Genomic DNA, 17,285 nt, shown 5'->3' on the forward strand with positions numbered 1-17,285 from the left:
GATGATGCACCCTCAGGCGGTGCAGCGTGTCGCCCGCCGCGTGGCCATTTCCGGCAAATGAGCGGGCCCTTTGGACAGATGAACGATGCTGGGAACGTCTTTTCCCTGTGGTGATCCGCTTGCCGAGCGCCGCGCCGGCTTTGCCGAGACGCTGGCGCACCTCGGCGACTTCGGCGGTGCCATCGAGGCGCTGCGCGGGGCGCTGGACCTGGTGCCGGGGTGGGCGGCTGGCTGGTTCCGGCTGGGCGAATATTTCGAAGCCGTGGGCGAGCTGGAGGAGGCCGCCGGGGCCTGGGACAAGGCGGTGGACGCCGATCCGCGCGATCCACTTGGCGCCGGGCTGCGCCGCGACCTGCTGCGCGGCGTGCCGGTGGCCGAGAGCATGCCGCCCGCCTTCGTCGAGCTGCTCTTCGATCAATATGCGCCGCGCTTCGAGCGTTCGCTGGTCGGCAAGCTGAACTACCGCGGCCCGGAACTGCTGCTGGATGTGCTGCGCGCGCAGGGCTTCGCCCGCGCCCGGCACGCTCTGGACCTCGGCTGCGGCACCGGGCTGATGGGGGAGCTATTGCGTCCTGCCTGCGCTCGGCTCGACGGCTACGACATCTCCTCGGGGATGCTGGCGGAGGCGGAGGCCAAGGGCGTCTACGATGCGCTGGAGAAACGCGACATCGCAGAGATGGCGGCGATCCTGCCGCGCTACGACCTGATCGTCGCGGCGGATGTCTTCATCTACCTCGGTGCGCTGGAGCGGGTGATCGGCTGGTGCGCCGGGGCGCTGGCACCGGGGGGACACCTGGCCTTTACGGTGGAGCTGGGCGAGGCCCCGGTGCAGCTCCGGGAAAGCCGGCGCTTCGCGCATTCGCGGGACTATGTGACCGGGCTTATGGCCGAGGCGGGCTTAGGAGACGTGGCGCTCGAGGGCTGCGTGCTGCGGCAGGACCGTGGGCAGGACGTGGCGGCGCTTCTGGTCACCGCCCGCGCTCCGGCCCGCGTGCTCGACCGGGAAGGCGACGGGGAGGCGGAGGCGCTCGTCTAGGGCGCCCGGGTGCCTCCCAATTTGCTCGGCTTCAGAAGTTAAAGCTGAGATTGAGCCGAAGCGCGGTCTCGCCACCGAAGTTCGAGGCCGCCTCGAGCCGCCCGCCGAGCCCATGACCGCTCGCCGCCCCGTAGTCGAGGCCGAGCGCGAGCTGGTCCTCGCTCAGCAGGTCGGTCGCGTCGAACTTGCGGCTGCCTGCTGCGGTGACATAGCTGAACTCGTCCTGGTCGCCGCTGTAGAGCGTGTAGGCCGCGTAGGGGCGCAGGATGCCACCCACCGCGCGCATCGGCGCGCCCAGCTCGGCGCGGAAGGCGCTGGAGTAGGTCACCCGGCTCTCGATCTCGCCGCCCTTGCGGACAAGGTCGTAGTCGCCCGTGGCATGGCGTAGCACGTCGCCGGTCATCACCAGGTCGATGCCGGTGCCGGGCGCTGCGCCCTCGCGCAGCAGCGTCTCGCCGCGCAGGCTGAGGCCGAGGATGCGGCCGTTGTGATCGGTGCTGCCGCTGGCCGAGGCGGGGCTGGAGAGTTTGTTGTGCGTTCGCCCCATGTAGAGCGCGCCGCCGTAGCTGACGCCGTGCGACTCGCCGGCATAGCCCGTGCCGAGGAAATAGGAGCGGATGCGTGCCTCGTGGGTGTCGTCATCGAGATAGGAGGCACCCTGACCGTAGCCGGTGAAGGCCGAGAGCCCGTTGCCGAAGCCCCAGCCCAGCACCAGACCGCGGCTGTCGTAATCCGCCCCCTGCACGTGGTCCGGGTCGGCGGTGCCGCCCGCCGCGTAGCCGCCGGTGAAGAACCCGTCCTGCCGGCTGGTCACCGCCGTCCGGCCGATGCCGAAGCCGATCTCGCGCGACAGCAGGTCGATTTGCGATTGCGGCGCGGGGTCGAGCACGGGCACCGAAGTGTCCTGCGCCTGAGCGGTGACGGGAGCAAGCGTGGCGATGAGGGCGAGGCGGAGGAGGGAGGCGGTGCGGGTCATGCGGCGGGCTTTAGCTCCAAGGCGCGGCGCCGCCCAGAGGCCCGGGGTCACAGCCGCGTGACCCTACGTATATCAGAGTTTGCGCCGGGCGTTGAGCGCCGCAGTGATCGTGCCGTCGTCGAGGTAGTCAAGCTCGCCGCCGATCGGCACGCCCTGCGCCAGCGAGCTCATCGCGACGCGGGTTTCGAGCTGGTCGGCGATGTAATGCGCCGTGGTCTGGCCGTCGACGGTGGCATTGAGCGCGAGGATCACCTCGGTGATGCCCTCGCTTTCCACCCGCGCCACCAGCTGCGGGATGCGCAGCTCCTCGGGGCCGATGCGGTCGAGCGCCGAGAGCGTGCCGCCGAGCACGTGGTAGCGGCCCTTGAAGGTGCCACCGCGCTCCATCGCCCAGAGATCGCCGACGTCCTCGACCACGCAGATCTGCCCGTTGCCGCGCCGCTCGTCGGCGCAGATCGGGCAGATCTCGGAGGTGCCCACGTTACCGCAGTTCAGGCACTCGCGCGCCGTGGCGGCGACGCGTGTCATCAGCTCGGCCAGCGGGGTGAGCTGCAGCTCGCGCTTGCGGATGAGATGCAGCACGGTGCGCCGCGCCGAGCGCGGGCCGAGACCCGGCAGGCGGGCCATCATCTCGATCAGCGCGTCGATCTCGCTGCGGTCGGGCATTCGGGGTCCACTCCTCGGTGCGGGACTGCGCAGACCTTCTTGCGAAGGCCCGCTCCGTCCCGCCACGCGCCATGCCTGAGGCGGATGCCTTAGAACGGCATCTTCATGTCGGCGGGGAGGCCCAGCTCTTCGGTGAGCTTGCGCATCTCCTGCTCGGCGCGGTCCTGCGCCTTGGCCTGCGCGTCCTTGATCGCGGCGAGGATCAGGTCTTCGACCACTTCCTTGTCGTCGCCGTTGAAGATCGAGGGATCGATGTCGAGGCCCTTGAGCTCGCCCTTGGCGGTGGCGGTGGCCTTCACCAGGCCCGCGCCGGACTCGCCGGTGACCATGGTGGTGTGCAGGCCTTCCTGCAGCTCCGCCATCTTACCCTGCATATCCTGCGCCGCCTTCATCATCTTGGCCATGTCGCCAAGACCGCCCAATCCCTTGAACATCTGGTGTCTCCTGTCTGGGGCCCGTCACGGACCTGTCTTCGAGTTGTCTCCTAGATACGGATCGCACGTCGGGGCGACAAGGGACGCGTCGGCGGAAATGCCGAAACGACGGCGGAACGGCGCGGAAGAAGGCCGCGCCGGGGCGCCTTACTTGCCGTCGCGGCCCGCCGCCTCGTCGAGCAGCCGGGTGAGCAGCAGCGCCGCGCCGCCGATCATCAGCGAACGACCGAGGGAGTCGGTGACATTGGTCGGGGCGAACGTCGACACCTGGTCCCGCGTGGCCAGCGCCGCGCGGCGCGCCTTTGAGCGGCGCGGCAGATTGCCGAACTGGCGCGGCTCGGGCACGTGGCCGATGCGCGGCTTGGTTTTCAGCAGCACCGCGCCGACCGCCAGCAACCCGCCGGCGAAGAGCATCGGCGCGAGGCGCTCGCGGCGGCTGGCGGGCAGCGCGTCGCCGATGCGGTCGCGCAGTGCGGGAAGGGTGGCCTTATGGGCGGCTTTTGCGGGGTCGAAGCTCATCGTGGGTCCTCCGGGATATGACCAAAGCCAAACCCCGAAGGTCCGCCGGATGTTCCCGCCGCGAGAGAGGATCACTCCTCTTCGAAAGGGTCCCACTCGTCTTCGACCTCGGGAAGTGCCTCCACCGCGGCCTGCTGCTGTTCGGCCTCGGGGGTGCGGATCTCGACGATCTTCGCCTTGGGGAAGGCCGCGAGCGTGGCCTGCACCAGCGGGTGCTGCTCGGCCTCGGCGCGCAGCTCCAGTTCGGCGGCGTCGCGCTTTTCCACGATGGTCGGCGTCTCGCAGCCGTTGACCAGCGACACCCCCCAGCGCGCGCCGGTGAAGCGTTGCAGCGCGGTGCCGAGCCGCTGCGCGAGATCGCCCGAAGCATTGCGGGCCGGGGTGAACTCGATGCGGCCGGGCTGGTAGGCGGCGAGGCGCACGCCGCTTTCCACTTCGACCAGCAGCTTCACGTCGCGGTTGGCGCGGATCAGCTCGAGCACGTGTTCGAAGGTGGGATAGCGGGCGAGCGCATTGTTCTGCGCCACCGCGGGCACGGCGTTGCCATACATCGCGCTGGGGCCGGAGGGGCCGGGGTGCGTCGGCTGCACGGGGCTGCCGTAGGCCTGCGTGCTTCCGCCGCCGGCGGGGCCGCCCGCGGGCGCATGGGCATAGCCTCCGCCGCCGGGGCCATTCGGACCGGGGGCGGGCGGGGGCGGCGTGTCTTGCAGCTTGCGCAGCAGCTCCTCGGGAGAGGGCAGCTCGGCCACATGGGTCAGCCGGATCACCGCCATCTCGGCGGCCATCATGGCGTTGGGCGCCTGTGCCACCTCGTCCAGCGCCTTGAGCAGCATTTGCCACATGCGGGTCAGCGCGCGCATGCCGAGGTTGGCCGCCAGCGCCGAGCCGCGGGCGCGCTCGTCGGGGCCGACGGTGGGATCCTCGGCGGCCTCGGGGGTGATCTTCACCACCGAGATCCAATGGGTCAGTTCCGCCAGGTCGCGCAGCACCGCCAGCGGGTCGGCGCCCTCGGCGTATTGCTCCGATAGCTCGGTCAGCGCGCCCGGCGCATCGCCGTGCATGATCTTCTCGAAGAGGTCCATCACCCGGCCACGGTCGGCGAGGCCGAGCATGGCGCGGACCTGATCCGCCGTCGTCTCCCCGGCGCCGTGGCTGATCGCCTGGTCGAGCAGCGACGTGGCATCCCGGGCCGAGCCCTCGGCGGCGCGGGTGATCAGCGCCAGCGCATCGTCGGTGATCTCGGCGCTTTCGCGACTGGCGATCTTGCGCAGCAGGTCGATCATCACCTCGGGTTCGATGCGGCGCAGGTCGAAGCGTTGGCAGCGCGACAGCACCGTCACCGGCACCTTGCGGATCTCGGTGGTGGCGAAGATGAACTTCACGTGCGCGGGCGGCTCTTCCAGCGTCTTGAGCAGCGCGTTGAACGCGCTGTTCGAGAGCATGTGCACCTCATCGATGATGTAGATCTTGTAGCGCGCCGAGGCGGCCCGGTAGTGCACGCTGTCGATGATCTCGCGGATGTCGCCGACGCCGGTGTTCGAGGCGGCGTCCATCTCCAGCACGTCGACGTGGCGGCCTTCCATGATCGCTTTGCAGTGCTCGCACTGGCCGCAGGGCTCGGTGGTCGGCCCGCCGGTGCCATCGGGGCCGATGCAGTTCATGCCCTTGGCGATGATCCGCGCGGTGGTGGTCTTCCCGGTGCCGCGGATGCCGGTCATGATGAAGGCCTGCGCGATGCGGTCGGCCTTGAAGGCGTTCTTCAGGGTGCGCACCATGGCATCCTGCCCGACGAGATCGGCAAAGGTCTCGGGGCGGTACTTGCGCGCGAGTACCTGGTACTTGGGGCTGTCGTCAGTCATGGAATCCGTGGCGCTCCTTCGGTTGCGGCCAAGGTAAGGTGGGGGAGGGGCGAGGTAAAGCCAGGCGTCGGGGAGCGTGCCGGCGCGGGGCGGATCGTGGCGCAGGTGTCGCGCGAGGACTTCCCCACGGCCTGGGGCTCTGCTATGACGCCCTCAGGCCCGATCGCAGGGGGCCGCCCCGTCCGCGGAAAGCGCGCGCACCTGCCGTTCGAGCCGATCCCATATCTTTCGGTTTCACTCCTGCCCGGACCAGCGGACACTCGGGCGATGACGGAGGATACCGGCATGCTCTTTTCAGGGCCGACCCCATCCATCGACGATCTGCGCCGCGAGGCGCGCCGACTTCACAAGTCCTACGACGCGGGCGACCGCGCCGCGCGCGAACGCCTGCGCGAGCTGCCGCCGCGCGGCGACGACCGCGCACTCAAGCGCGCCGACTTCCTGCAGGTCGTGGCGCGCGAACGCGGCTTCGAAAGCTGGCCCAAGCTCAAGCTCGCGGCGGAGACGCAGGGCCTCGACCGTGCGGCGAAACTCCAGCGGCTGAAGATCGCGCTGTTCCACGGGCAGATGCCGGTGGCGCAGGCGCTGCTGGCCGAGACGCCCGATCTGGTAGAGGGCCTCTTTGGCCTGCAATGCGCGCTGGCCGACCTGCCCGCGGTGCGCGCGGCGCTGGCGCAAGAGCCTCGCCTCGCCACCGAGCGGCGCGGCCCGCGCAGCCCGATCCTGCACCTCGCCTTCTCGCGCTGGCACCAGCTGCACCCCGAGTTGCGCCCTGCAACGCTGGAGATCGCCGCGCTGCTGGTCGCGCAGGGGGCGGATGTGAACGACGCGCAGGACGGGGCGGGGGGCGAGAAACTCTCGGCGCTCTACGGCGCGCTCTGCGTCTCCCAGAACCTCGATCTGGCACGCTGGCTGCTGGAGCAGGGGGCCTCTCCCGATGACGGCGAGTCGCTCTACCATTCGGTGGAGATGGGCGCGCAGGATGGTCTGAAGCTGCTCCTCGAGCACGGGGCCGACCCGCGCGGCACCAACGCGCTGCTGCGCGCGCTCGACTTCAACGACCATGGCGCGGTGGAGCTCTTGCTCGCCCATGGCGCGACGCTCGACGAGGACACGCAGACCATCCCCGCGCTGCACCAGGCGGCGCGGCGCGGTTGCGACCGGCGGATGGTGGACCTGCTGCTCGATGCCGGGGCCGATCCGGCGCGCGAGTGGCGCTGGGTTTCGGCCTATGCCTACGCCAGGGTGCTCGGCAGCCGCCCGCTGGTCGAGGCGCTGGAGGCCCGCGGCGTCACCGCCGCGCTTTCGCGCGAAGAGGCGCTGATGGCCGAGGCCGCCGAGGGACGGGCCAGCAAGGGCGCCTACATCGATCCCGACGCGCTGCCGCCTGCCTACGACGGGCTGATGCGCGGGCTCGCGGGCCGTCTGGACCGGCTGGGGCAGATCAGGGCGCTGGTGGCACTGGGGCTGCCCTACGACACGCCGGACGCAGGTGATGGTGTGACCCCGGTGCAGGCCGCCGCCTGGGAGGGCTACCCCGAGGTGCTGGCGTACTTCCTCGAGCTGCGGCCGGATATGAGCCACGTGAATGCCCATGGCGGCACGCTGCTCGGCACCCTGCTGCACGGGGCCGAGAATGCGCCGAAGGCCGAGGCACGCGACCATCTCGCCTGCCTGACGCTGTTGCTCGAGCACGGCGTCGCGCTGCCGCGCAAGGCCGTGGCGATGGTCGGCAGGCCCGATCTTGCCGCCTTCCTGCACGGCTGGGCCCAGGCGCATCCGGGGCAGGTCGTCTGATCCAGGCTCCGGGGTCGGAGGGATCGCCCTAACCGGGAAATTCTGTTCCATAAAACCACGGCAGCCCCTACACTCGGGCTGCCGCAAGTATTTTCATATAAGGAATTTGGTCATGCGTCTCAGAGGAGTGCGCCGCAGCAGCAATGTCGAGGACCGCCGCCGGTCCGGGGGCCGGGTTGCCATGGGAGGCGGGCTTGGCGGGATCGCGCTGCTGCTGGTGCTTGCCATCGGCTATTTCGCCGGGGTCGACGTCACCCCGCTGCTCAACAACGGCGCGGTGCAGACCTCGAGCGAGCCGCGCGAGCTGACGCCGCAGGAACAGCTGGCGGGCGAGTTCGCGGCGCAGGTTCTCGGCACCACCGAGGAAGTCTGGAGCCAGATCCTGCCGGAGCAGGCGGGACGCGAGTACAGGCCGCCGGTGCTGGTGCTCTTCTCCGGCCAGACCGCCTCGCCCTGCGGCGGCGCCAGCGGCGCGACGGGGCCGTTCTACTGCCCGCTTGACCAGCAGGCCTATCTCGACACCGAGTTCTTTGCCACGCTCGAGCAGCAACTCGGGGCCGAGGGTGATTTCGCCGCCGCCTACGTGATCGCCCATGAGGTGGCGCACCACGTGCAGAACCTGCTCGGGATCCTGCCGCAGGTCGAGGAGATCCGCCAACAGGCGACCGAGACGCAGGCCAATGCGCTGACCGTGCGGCTCGAGCTGCAGGCCGACTGCCTGTCGGGGGTCTGGGCGACGCATGTGGACGGCATTCTCGAGCCCGGGGATGTCGAGGAGGCGCTCAATGCCGCGCGGATGATCGGCGACGACCTTCTGCAGAAGCGCGCGGGCCGGGTGCCGCAGCCGCACACCTTCACCCACGGCACCAGCGCGCAGCGCTCGGGCTGGTTCGCGCGCGGCTACGAGGCGGGCAATATCGCGGCCTGCGACACCTTCTCGGGAGACATCTGAACCGATGATGATCCACGCGCTCTCGGTCCTCGACGGCATCCTCGCGATCTCGCCCCTGCCGGGTGCGGGCGGGGATCTTGCCGGGGACATGGCGCATGTGACCGAATGGCGCCCGGCGATGGTGATCACTCTGGTCACCCGGGCCGAGATGGATGCGGCGGGGGCGGGACGTCTGGGCGCGCAGGTGCAGGACCACGGCTCGCGCTGGGTGCACCTGCCGATCCCCGATTTCGGCACGCCGCCCGAGGAGATGCGCCGCCACTGGCCCGAGGTCAGCGCGCAGGCCCGGCAGGCGCTGATGGGCGGCGGCCGAGTGCTGGTGCATTGCCGCGGCGGCTGCGGGCGTTCGGGCATGGTGGCGCTGCGGCTGATGATCGAGGCAGGGGAGGCGCCCGACGAGGCACTGGCCCGGCTGCGCCACGTGCGCCCCTGCGCCGTCGAGACCGAGGCGCAGATGATCTGGGCCATGCAGGCGCCGCGCAGCGCGGCGCGCTTCCTGCGGCATCTGGATTGACCGCGCGCTTCGCCCGATTGCCACCCCCGCGCGGCTCAGCTAGACCGCATCGCAGAGCCAGCCTTTCGCCAGCCCCTGAGTTTTCAAGGAGATGGTGAATGATCCTCGCCCGCAGACGCTTCCTGACCACGCTGACCGCCGCCGCATCCTGTGCCGCCGTTCCGGCGCTGGCGCAGAGGCAACAACGCCCCGCCACCTTTCCATTGTTCGATGCGCCGCCCGCCAGCCACGTGCTGACGCAGTTCGACGTGATGGCCGAGGGCCTGCGCTACCGGCTGTTCCTCGCGTGCCCGCGCGGCGAGGCCCCGGCAGAGGGCTGGCCGTCGCTGTGGATGCTCGACGGCAACGCCGCCTTCAGCCGCCTCGAGGCGGCGCAGCTGCACGCACATCCGGGGCTCGCGGTCGTCGGCATCGGCTACCCGATCGAGGCGGCTTTCGACGGCGCCTCGCGCGCCCGCGACTACACGCCGGTGCCGCTGGAGGCGCCGATGCACGGCCGGGGACGGGACTGGGAGTTCGGCGGGCAGGCGGCCTTTCGCGGCCGACTGCTCGGCCCGCTGGCGCGGGCGCTGGCCGAGCGCGCGCCGCTCGACCCGGCGCGGCGCAGCCTCTGGGGGCATTCCTATGGCGGGGTCTTCGCGCTGGCGACGCTGCTCTCGGAGCCCGCCGCCTTCCGCGCCTACATGGCGATCAGCCCGACCACCGGCTTCGGTGGCGGCAGCCTCTTCGCGATGGAAGAGACGGCACCGGTGCCAGACGAGGGGCAGGCCGAGGTGTTGATCATGCTCGGGGACAGCGAGCACCGCTCGGGGACGCCAGCGCCGCCGAACCCGCGCCCGAACCCGGAGACCTTGCGGATGGGCGCCCGGCTGGCTGGCCGCCCCGACCTGAAGCTGCAGCTCGAGGTGCTGAAAGGGCTGGGGCACGGCGCGACCTTCGCCGCCTCCTTCCCGCGCAGCTTCGCGCTGGCGGCGGACTAGGCAGGGAAGGCGCCGGGGCAGCCGCGGCCCCGGCCCGATTTCGCGTCTTCAGGACTTGATGAGCATCTTGCGCGGGATGTCGCAGAAGACCTCGGGTGCGCCATCTTGGGTGATCGCGATGGATTCCGTGGTCTCGTAGCCCCAGTTCTCCATCCACAGGCCGGTCATGAAGTGGAAGGTCATCCCCGGCTGCAGCACGGTCTTGTCGCCGCGGCGGATCGACATGGTGCGCTCGCCCCAGTCCGGCGGGTAGCTGAGACCGATGGAATAGCCCGCGCGGTTGTCCTTCTCGATGCCGTATTTCTCGAGCGTGCCGAAGAAGGCCTTGGCGATGTCCTCGCAGAGGTTGCCCGCGCGCGCCGCCTCGAGGCCGGCGTCCATGCCCTCGAGCACCGCCTTCTCGGCGTCGAGGATCTCCTGCGGCGGGGTGCCGAGGTAGATCGTGCGCGACAGCGGCACGTGGTAGCGCTGGTAGCAGCCGGCGATCTCGAAGAAGGTGCCCTCGTCGGGCTTCATCGGCAGGTCGTCCCAGGTGAGGTGCGGCGCGGCGGCGTCCGGCCCCGAGGGCAGCAGCGGCACGATCGCCGGGTAGTCGCCGCCATGGCCGTACCATTCGTCGTAGCGCAGCCCGGCATCATAGATCTCGGCCACAAGGTCGCACTTGCGGATGCCCACCTCGACCTTGTCGGCGATGCGGTGATGCATGCGCTCGACGATGCGCGCGGCCTGGCGCATGTACTCGAGTTCCTTTTCGGATTTCACCGCGCGCTGCCAGTTGATGAAGCCGGTGGTGTCCTTGAACTTGGCCTCCGGCAGCCCGCTCTGCAGCCGCTCGTAGGCGCGGGCCGAGAACCAGTAGTTGTCCATCTCGACGCCGATGGTGCCCTTGTCCCAGCCGCGCTCGGCGAGTTTGGCGCAGAGGTAGTCCATCGGATGGCGCTCGGTGGACTGCACGTAGTGGTCCGGGTAGCCGATGACATAGTCGGGTTCCATCCAGACCGTGCGGTAGGCGCCGTTGGCGTCCTGGCCGCGGCCGTACCAGACCGGCGGGCCATCGGGGCCGACGAGCACGCATTGGTGCACGTAGAAGGACCAGCCGCCGTAGCCCGCGACCCAGGCCATGTTGGACGGATCGCTGAGGATCAGCAGGTCGAGCCCCTCGCGCTCCATGCGGGCGCGGATCTTCTCGAGGCGGGCCTCGTATTCCTCGGTTGTGTAGCGCTCTGGCGTTCGTTGGAGATCGGGCATTCAGGCCTCTTTTGAAAATGCGGCGAGCGCATGGGTTGCAATTGCGGTGTCCTGCACACCGGTGCCGGTCAGATCGGTGATGGTGATCTGATCGGGGTCCGTGCGGCCGAGGTGGCGGCCGAGGATGATGTCTCCCAGCTCGGGAATGCTGTCGGGGTCGGGCGCGCAACCGGCGTCGAGCGCGGCGCGCAGCTCTCCCATGAGGCGGGTCTGGCTGACCCTGTCGGCGACGTAGAGGTCGGCGCGGGCAAGGCAACGCGGCTCCAGTTCACACTTGCCGGACTGGTCGCTGCCCATGGCGGTGACGTGCTGGCCGGGATGCAGCCAGTCGGCGCGCAGGATGGGCTCGGTCGCCGGTGTGGTGGTGACGAGGACGTCGCCGAAGGCGGCGGCCTCGGCTGGGTCTGCGCTGGCGCGCACGCTCAGCTCTGCGGTGGTCAGCTCTGCTGCGAGCGCCTGCGCCTTGGCCGTATCGCGCGCCCAGATCACCGCCTCGGTGATCGGGCGCACAAGGCAGAGCGCCTGCAACTGCATCCGGGCCTGCAGACCGGCGCCAAAGATTGCCGCGCGGCTCGCATCCCCGCGCGCAAGCTGCCGCGCCGCCACGCCGCCCGCGGCGGCGGTGCGCACGTCGGTGAGATAGCCGTTGTCGAGCAGCACCGCCTGCACGCGTCCGGTTTCGGAGGAGAGCACCACCATCAGCCCCGAGGTCGACGGCAACCCCTTGGAGGGGTTGTCGAAGAACCCCGGCGAGAGCTTCACCGCAAACCCCGGCAGTCCGGGCACATAGGCGGTCTTCACGTCGAGCTCGCCGTTCACGTCCGGCATGTGCATCGACAGGATGGGGGGCATCTCGACGCCGCCCTTCGCCAAAGTGGCGAAGGCGCTTTCGACCACGTCGATCGCGGCGGGATCGAGCGCGACGCGGGCGCGCAGCTCGGCTTCGTGCAGGATGCGGATCTCGCTCATGTCTCCTCCCCGAGAATGGCGGCGTGGCGTGCCGGGTCGATGTTGCCGCCCGAAAGCAGCAGAACCAAGGGGCCGCCTTCGGCGCGCAGCTTGCCCGCGAGGATCGCCCCGGCCCCCACGGCCGCCGCGCCCTCGACGGTCTCGCCGTTCTCGCGGGCGAGGTGGCGCAGCCCGGCCGCGATCTCCGCCTCGGTGAGCAGGACCAGCTCATCCATCAGCGCGCCGCACATGTCGAAGGTCAGGCGGTTGTCCAATCCGATGCCGCCGCCGAGCGAGTCCGCCAGCGTCTCCAGCTCCTCGACCTCGACCGGGCGCCCGGCGGCAAGGCTGGCGGCCATGGCGGCGCCGCGCTCCATCGAGATGCCGACGATGCGAATGTCGGGGCGCAGGGATTTCGCCGCCAGCGCCACCCCGGCCAGCAGGCCGCCGCCCGAGAGCGGGATGGCCAATGTGGCGGCGTCAGGGATCTGCGCGAGAATCTCCAGCCCCAGCGTGCCCTGTCCGGCGATCACGTCAGGATGGTCGAAAGGCGGCACGAGCACGAAGCCGTCCTCGCGTTCCAGCCGCCGCGCCTCTTCGAAGGCGTCGTCCTGGCTGGCACCGATCACCCGGGCCTCGGCGCCGAGTGCCTCTATGGCGTCGATCTTGTTCTGCGGCACCAGCCGCGAGACGCAGATCACCGCGGGCAGGCCGAGCTGCCGCGCGGCATGGGCCAGCGCGCGCCCGTGGTTGCCGGTCGAGGCGGTGGTGACCCCCGCGACCTTGCCCAGACGGGCGGCGGCATTGGAGGCGCCGCGCAGCTTGAAGGCGCCGGTCTCCTGGTGGTGCTCGCACTTCAGCCAGACCTCGCCGCCTGCCAGGACGGACAGGCTCGGCGCGGGTTTGAGCGGCGTCTGCCGGACCATGCCGCGGATGCGGCTGGCGGCCTGTTCTATATCGTCGAGCGTCACCATCTGCGTACCTTGAACAACTTCCCCGGACCGTCGCCCGAGATTTCCGCAGTGTCCAGCATCGACCAGAACGAAACCTGGTTGGAGCTGAGCACCGGCTTTCCGAGCATCTTTTCAAGGCGTTCGATCACCTGCACCGCAGGCAGCGCGGTGCAGGAGAGGAACAGCGCCTCGGCGCGCGGGTGGTCGGCGGCCAGCGCCGCCTCGATCACCGTCTGTGGCGTCAGCATCCCCATGTCGCGATCATCCGCATGTTCCATCGAGTGTTGCGCCACCACCTCGACGCCATGTTGGCGCAGATGCTCCGCAACGAGCGCCGTCGTTTCCGCCATATAGGGTGTCAGCAGCGACACCCGCCCGATGCGCAGCGCTTCCAGCGCGCGCGCGGCGGCGCTGAGCGGGGTGGTGACCGGGGCACGAGGGCCAACGAGCGTGACCACGCCGGCCCCGAGCACGGCGCTGGCCGAGGTGCAGCCGAAGAGAATGCCGTCAAGCGCCATGCCGGGCAGGATCAGCTCGGCGGCATCCCGCAGGCGCGGGCCGGTGCGGCGCAGGCTCTCGGGCGTGGTCGGGTTCTCGAAGGCGATGCGCGTCACATGCAGCTGCGTGCCGGGCGGCATTAGCCGCGCGGCGTCCCCCTCGATGGTTAGGTCCGTGGCCAGGGCGATCAGCCCGAAGCGCCGCAGCCCGTCGCGGCGCAGCTCTTCATGGGACATGGCTCAGATCACCAGCACCGGCGTGTCGGTCAGGCTGGTCACCTTGTGGCTGACCGAGCCCAGCATGTAGCCCTCGGACGAGCCCAGCCCGCGCGAGCCGACGACGATCAGGTCGCAGCCTTTCTCGCGCGCAAAGCTGACGATGGTTCGGGCGTAGTTGCCGCCCTTGATGAAGGCCTGCACCTTGTCGGCGCCCAGTTCCCTGGCCTGCGACTTGGCTTCTTCCGCGGCCTCGCGGGCGACGGCGCGCATGGTGTCGTCGAGGCTGCCGCCCTCGCGGTCGCTGCCGCGGACCATCGACAGCGAGGCCTCGAGCATTGAGTGGTGCCGGTAGACCGTCAGCACGAGGATTTCCGCGCCAGTGATCTTCGCCAGTTCCGCGGCCTTGCCGATCGCCTCCCAGGCGCCGTTCGAGCCGTCATAGGCGACGAGTATCCGCTTGAACATCTCGGTCCCTCACTTCGCGAAGGCAAGGTCGCGCAGGAAGAGCGCGATCTGCGGGAAGAAGATCAGCAGCACCGCCACCGACAGCAGCATCAGGATGAAGGGCGGCGTGCCCTTGACCACCTCGGCGTAGGGCCGCTTGAACACCGCGATGGCGGTGAAGATGTCGCAGCCGAAGGGCGGCGTGGCGCTGCCGATGGCCACCTGCAGGGTGATGATCGTGCCCACCAGCACCGGGTCGAGCCCGACGCTCTCGACCACCGGTGCGAAGATCGGCACGAGGATCAGGATCACCACGATCGGGTCGACGAACATGCAGCCGACGAAGAAGGCGATGGAGATGGTGAAGAGCACGCCGTATTGCCCCATCTCGTCGATGCCGATGCTGCCCAGCACCTGCTGCGGGATCTGCGCGAAGCTGATCACGTAGGAAAACGCCGCGCCCGCGCCGACGAGGATGAAGACGACGGCGGTGATCAGCCCGGTCGACTTGGCCGTGGCGTAGAGCTGCTTGACGCTCATCTCGCGGAACACGCCCATCTCGAGGATCAGCGCGTAGAGCACGCAGGCCGCCGCCGCCTCGGTGGGCGAGAACACCCCGCCGTAGATGCCGCCGACGATGATCACCGGGAAGCCGAGCGGCCAGAGCGCGCGGCGGATGGCGCGGCCGCGCTCGGACCAGCTTGTCTTGGGCTCGGTCGGCACGTTGTGACGCACCGCGTAGAAGTAGGAATAGATCGAGAAGAGCACGAGGATCAGCAGCCCCGGCCCGATGCCGGCGATGAACAGCTCGGAGATCGAGGTGCCCGAGACCACGCCGTAGATGATCATGCCGATGGACGGTGGGATCAGGAAGGCGATGTCCGAGGAGTTGACGATCAGCGCCAGCGCGAAGCTGTCCTTGTAGCCGGCCTTGAGCATGCGCGGGCGCAGCGGCCCGCCGACGGCGACCACCGTCGCCTGGGTCGAGCCCGAGACCGCGCCGAAGAGCGTGCAGGCCGCCGCGGTCGAGACCGCCAGCCCGCCCTTGAGGTGGCCGACGAAGGACATCACCAGGTCGATCAGCCGGTTCGCCGACTGGCCACGGGTCATGATGTCGGCGGCGAAGATAAACATCGGCACGGCGATCAGGCTCGCGGGGCGGATGCCGCCGAGGATCTGCTGCACCATCGTGTCGAGCTGGCTGAACCCGCCGAACAGCGCGACGAAGCCGATCAGCGAGCCGGCGATCAGCGGGATCATCATCGGGAAGCCGAGAAGCAGCAGCACGATCATCGTGCCAAAGATGGCAAGGGACATGTCTCAGACCTCCTCTTCGCCGGTGTCGTCATAGCCTTCGAGCGTGCTGGTCGAGAGCCAGATGTCCTTGTGCAGCAGGTTCTTGATGGCGGTGAGCGTGTATTGCAGCCCGGTCAGGAAGAAGCCGAGCGGCGCCCAGACGATGATCCACCAGACCGGGACCTGCAGCGCCGGCAGCAATCGCCCGCGCGACGCCTGCGCCATCACGTAGTCGAGCGCGTACCAGGCGAGCAGGAACATCGCCGCGGCGGTCACCGCCGCGATCACCACCATCAGCGCCTTGCGCAGCTTCGGCGGCGTGGCATCGAAGAACGCCGACATGCGGATGTGCCGTCCATGGCGCGCGGCATAGGAGATGCCGGCGAAGGTGATCAGAATGATCAGCGCCTGGTTCAGCTCTTCCGAGAAGAACAGGCTCTGCGACAGCAGGTAGCGGCCGACCACATTGGCGATGGTGTTGAGCGCCATGAGCAGCACGCCGAGCGCCAGCAGCACCGCCTCGATACGGGCGATGGCCACGTCGATCACCCCCAGAATGCCCGGGAGCCCAGAGACATAGCCGGAATCGTCGATGTCATCGTCCACCGCCGAGGTCTGCACTTCGGCGAGGATGTCGGGGTCGATCGCAGGCGCGCGTTCTTGGTCAGTCTTCATGCCGCTGTCCTTGAGGCTGTCGGGGAGTCTTTCGGGGAGGCTGTCGGGGAGTCCGCCGGGTGAGATCCGGGCTCGGCACCGGCCGCCCGTAGTCGGGCGGCCGGTCCGGTTGGGTGTCGGACCTTGCCAAACGCAGGGGTGCGGGTGTTCAGCCCTCGGCCGCCGCGGCGAGGTCGGCCTTCAGCTGGTCGAGGATCTCCTGCGCCTGCGGCCCGCCGATCTCGAGGAACTCCTGCTCCACCGAATCCGCCGTGTCCATGAAGGGCTGGCGCTGCTCCTCGCTGAGGTCGGTGATGGTCATCGAGGGCTTGGCCTCCATGATCTTCTCCAGCGACTCCTCGGTCAGACCCTTCTGATAGTCGATGATGTAGTCGAAGGCGGCGCTGATCGCATTGTCGATCATCGCCTGCTCCTCCTCCGAAAGCCCGTCGTAGAACTCCTTGTTGGCCATCACCGCGGTGGTGAAATTGTTGTGGCCGGTGCGGGTGATGTAGTCGGTCACCTCGTACATCTTGGTCGACTCGATGAAGAAGGCCGGGTTCTCCTGCCCCTGGATGATGCCGGTCTGCAGCGAGCCGTAGACCTCGCCCCAGGGCAGCGGCGTCGGCGTGGCGCCGAAGGCCTGGTAGCTTTCGACCAGCAGCGGGTTGGTCATCACCCGGAACTTCACCTCGTCGAGGTCGGCGGGGGTCTCGACCAGCTCGGTGGTGGTCATCATCACCTCGCCCTCGGGGAACATGGTCAGCAGCTCGAGCCCCTGATCCGCGTAGAGCGGCGGGAACATCTCGTTGATCGCCTTGGAGTTCTTGAAGAAGCTCGCAAGCTGCGCGTCGTCCTGCGGCAGCAGGTAGGGCACGAAGAACACCTGCGCCTCGGGGATCAGCGCCCCGGTGAAGCCCGGCGACTGGTCGACGAACTGCAGGATGCCCGATTGGGCCTGTTCCATCGTGTCGGCAGATTCGCCCAGCGTGCCGAAGGGAAAGAGCTGGATCTCGTGGTCGGAATTGGCCTCGACTTCTTCCTTGAATTTCTGGGCGAACTTGCCCTGCACCTCGTCCATCGCCTCCTCGAAGGCGTACCGCCAGGTGTCGGCCAGGGCGGCGCCCGAGCCGAGCAGAAGCGCCGCGGCGCTGGTGGCAAAGAGTGTCTTGTAGGTCATGAGGGTCCCCTGTCGTGCGGCCCCGCCGCCAAAGGCAGACGAGGCTTGGTTTCAGGTTGCGGGTCACGGCCCGCACGGATGGGCCCAGCCTCGAAGCCGAAAATACTCAAGTC

The 17,285-nt window shown here is 69.2% G+C and carries 18 protein-coding genes; 5 read left to right on the forward strand and 13 right to left on the reverse strand.

Features of this window, described 5'->3' with window-relative positions; genetic code table 11:
• Window positions 1–85 precede the first annotated feature (85 nt).
• Window positions 86–1,036, forward strand: a complete 951-nt coding sequence (locus tag LC039_RS09225) for a class I SAM-dependent DNA methyltransferase (protein ID WP_226623475.1) — start codon at window positions 86–88, stop codon at window positions 1,034–1,036.
• A gap of 31 nt (window positions 1,037–1,067) precedes the next feature.
• Here LC039_RS09225 and LC039_RS09230 read toward each other — a convergent pair whose 3' ends face one another.
• The 5 genes from LC039_RS09230 to LC039_RS09250 all read right to left on the reverse strand — a co-directional run bounded on the left by LC039_RS09230 (window position 1,068) and on the right by LC039_RS09250 (window position 5,490).
• Window positions 1,068–2,012, reverse strand: a complete 945-nt coding sequence (locus tag LC039_RS09230) for a hypothetical protein (RefSeq protein ID WP_226623476.1) — start codon at window positions 2,010–2,012, stop codon at window positions 1,068–1,070.
• A gap of 72 nt (window positions 2,013–2,084) precedes the next feature.
• Window positions 2,085–2,678, reverse strand: coding sequence for a recombination mediator RecR (gene recR / locus LC039_RS09235; RefSeq protein WP_226623477.1), 594 nt, complete (start codon window positions 2,676–2,678; stop codon window positions 2,085–2,087).
• Window positions 2,679–2,767: 89 nt separating this feature from the next.
• The gene (locus LC039_RS09240; RefSeq protein ID WP_226623478.1) at window positions 2,768–3,112 is read right to left on the reverse strand and encodes a YbaB/EbfC family nucleoid-associated protein; all 345 of its coding nucleotides are present in this window, start codon (window positions 3,110–3,112) and stop codon (window positions 2,768–2,770) included.
• A 147-nt stretch (window positions 3,113–3,259) separates the two neighbouring features.
• On the reverse strand, window positions 3,260–3,631 hold the full coding sequence (locus LC039_RS09245) for a hypothetical protein (RefSeq protein WP_226623479.1): 372 nt from the start codon (window positions 3,629–3,631) through the stop codon (window positions 3,260–3,262).
• Between the two features lie 71 nt (window positions 3,632–3,702).
• A complete protein-coding gene (locus LC039_RS09250; protein ID WP_226623480.1) occupies window positions 3,703–5,490 on the reverse strand; it encodes a DNA polymerase III subunit gamma/tau in 1,788 nt (595 codons plus the stop codon).
• 267 nt (window positions 5,491–5,757) lie between these two features.
• On the opposite strand from LC039_RS09250, the gene LC039_RS09255 reads away from it, so the two are divergent.
• The 4 genes from LC039_RS09255 (at window position 5,758) to LC039_RS09270 (ending at window position 9,733) form a co-directional block, all read left to right on the forward strand.
• Window positions 5,758–7,287 (forward strand): ankyrin repeat domain-containing protein, encoded by a 1,530-nt coding sequence (locus LC039_RS09255; RefSeq protein ID WP_226623481.1) that lies wholly within the window; start codon window positions 5,758–5,760, stop codon window positions 7,285–7,287.
• A 112-nt stretch (window positions 7,288–7,399) separates the two neighbouring features.
• Window positions 7,400–8,239 carry a neutral zinc metallopeptidase gene (locus tag LC039_RS09260; RefSeq protein ID WP_226623483.1) on the forward strand — a complete coding sequence of 280 codons (840 nt, stop codon included), beginning with the start codon at window positions 7,400–7,402 and terminating at the stop codon, window positions 8,237–8,239.
• A gap of 4 nt (window positions 8,240–8,243) precedes the next feature.
• Window positions 8,244–8,753, forward strand: coding sequence for a dual specificity protein phosphatase family protein (locus LC039_RS09265; protein WP_226623484.1), 510 nt, complete (start codon window positions 8,244–8,246; stop codon window positions 8,751–8,753).
• Window positions 8,754–8,851: 98 nt separating this feature from the next.
• Entirely contained in the window at window positions 8,852–9,733 is an 882-nt protein-coding gene (locus LC039_RS09270; protein ID WP_226623491.1) for an alpha/beta hydrolase, read from the forward strand.
• 48 nt (window positions 9,734–9,781) lie between these two features.
• On the opposite strand, the gene doeA is transcribed toward LC039_RS09270, so the two are convergent.
• From doeA to dctP, 8 genes are all read right to left on the reverse strand, one after another.
• On the reverse strand, window positions 9,782–10,981 hold the full coding sequence (gene doeA, locus LC039_RS09275; protein WP_226623493.1) for an ectoine hydrolase DoeA: 1,200 nt from the start codon (window positions 10,979–10,981) through the stop codon (window positions 9,782–9,784).
• On the reverse strand, window positions 10,982–11,950 hold the full coding sequence (locus LC039_RS09280; RefSeq protein WP_226623495.1) for a cyclodeaminase: 969 nt from the start codon (window positions 11,948–11,950) through the stop codon (window positions 10,982–10,984).
• A complete protein-coding gene (gene eutB / locus LC039_RS09285; protein WP_226623496.1) occupies window positions 11,947–12,903 on the reverse strand; it encodes a hydroxyectoine utilization dehydratase EutB in 957 nt (318 codons plus the stop codon). The genes LC039_RS09280 and eutB overlap by 4 nt, the downstream gene beginning before the upstream one ends.
• Window positions 12,897–13,616, reverse strand: a complete 720-nt coding sequence (locus LC039_RS09290) for an ectoine utilization protein EutA (RefSeq protein WP_226623498.1) — start codon at window positions 13,614–13,616, stop codon at window positions 12,897–12,899. The genes eutB and LC039_RS09290 overlap by 7 nt, the downstream gene beginning before the upstream one ends.
• A 3-nt stretch (window positions 13,617–13,619) precedes the next feature.
• Window positions 13,620–14,063 carry a universal stress protein gene (locus LC039_RS09295; RefSeq protein ID WP_226623500.1) on the reverse strand — a complete coding sequence of 148 codons (444 nt, stop codon included), beginning with the start codon at window positions 14,061–14,063 and terminating at the stop codon, window positions 13,620–13,622.
• 9 nt (window positions 14,064–14,072) lie between these two features.
• Complete coding sequence (locus LC039_RS09300; RefSeq protein WP_226623501.1) at window positions 14,073–15,359, reverse strand: TRAP transporter large permease; 1,287 nt, start codon at window positions 15,357–15,359, stop codon at window positions 14,073–14,075.
• A gap of 3 nt (window positions 15,360–15,362) precedes the next feature.
• Entirely contained in the window at window positions 15,363–16,013 is a 651-nt protein-coding gene (locus tag LC039_RS09305; RefSeq protein WP_226623502.1) for a TRAP transporter small permease, read from the reverse strand.
• Window positions 16,014–16,161: 148 nt separating this feature from the next.
• The gene (dctP, locus tag LC039_RS09310) at window positions 16,162–17,172 is read right to left on the reverse strand and encodes a TRAP transporter substrate-binding protein DctP (RefSeq protein ID WP_226623505.1); all 1,011 of its coding nucleotides are present in this window, start codon (window positions 17,170–17,172) and stop codon (window positions 16,162–16,164) included.
• Window positions 17,173–17,285 lie beyond the last annotated feature (113 nt).

The organism is Alloyangia pacifica, assembly GCF_020524285.1.
GTDB classification, from domain to species: Bacteria; Pseudomonadota; Alphaproteobacteria; order Rhodobacterales; family Rhodobacteraceae; genus Salipiger; species Salipiger pacificus_B.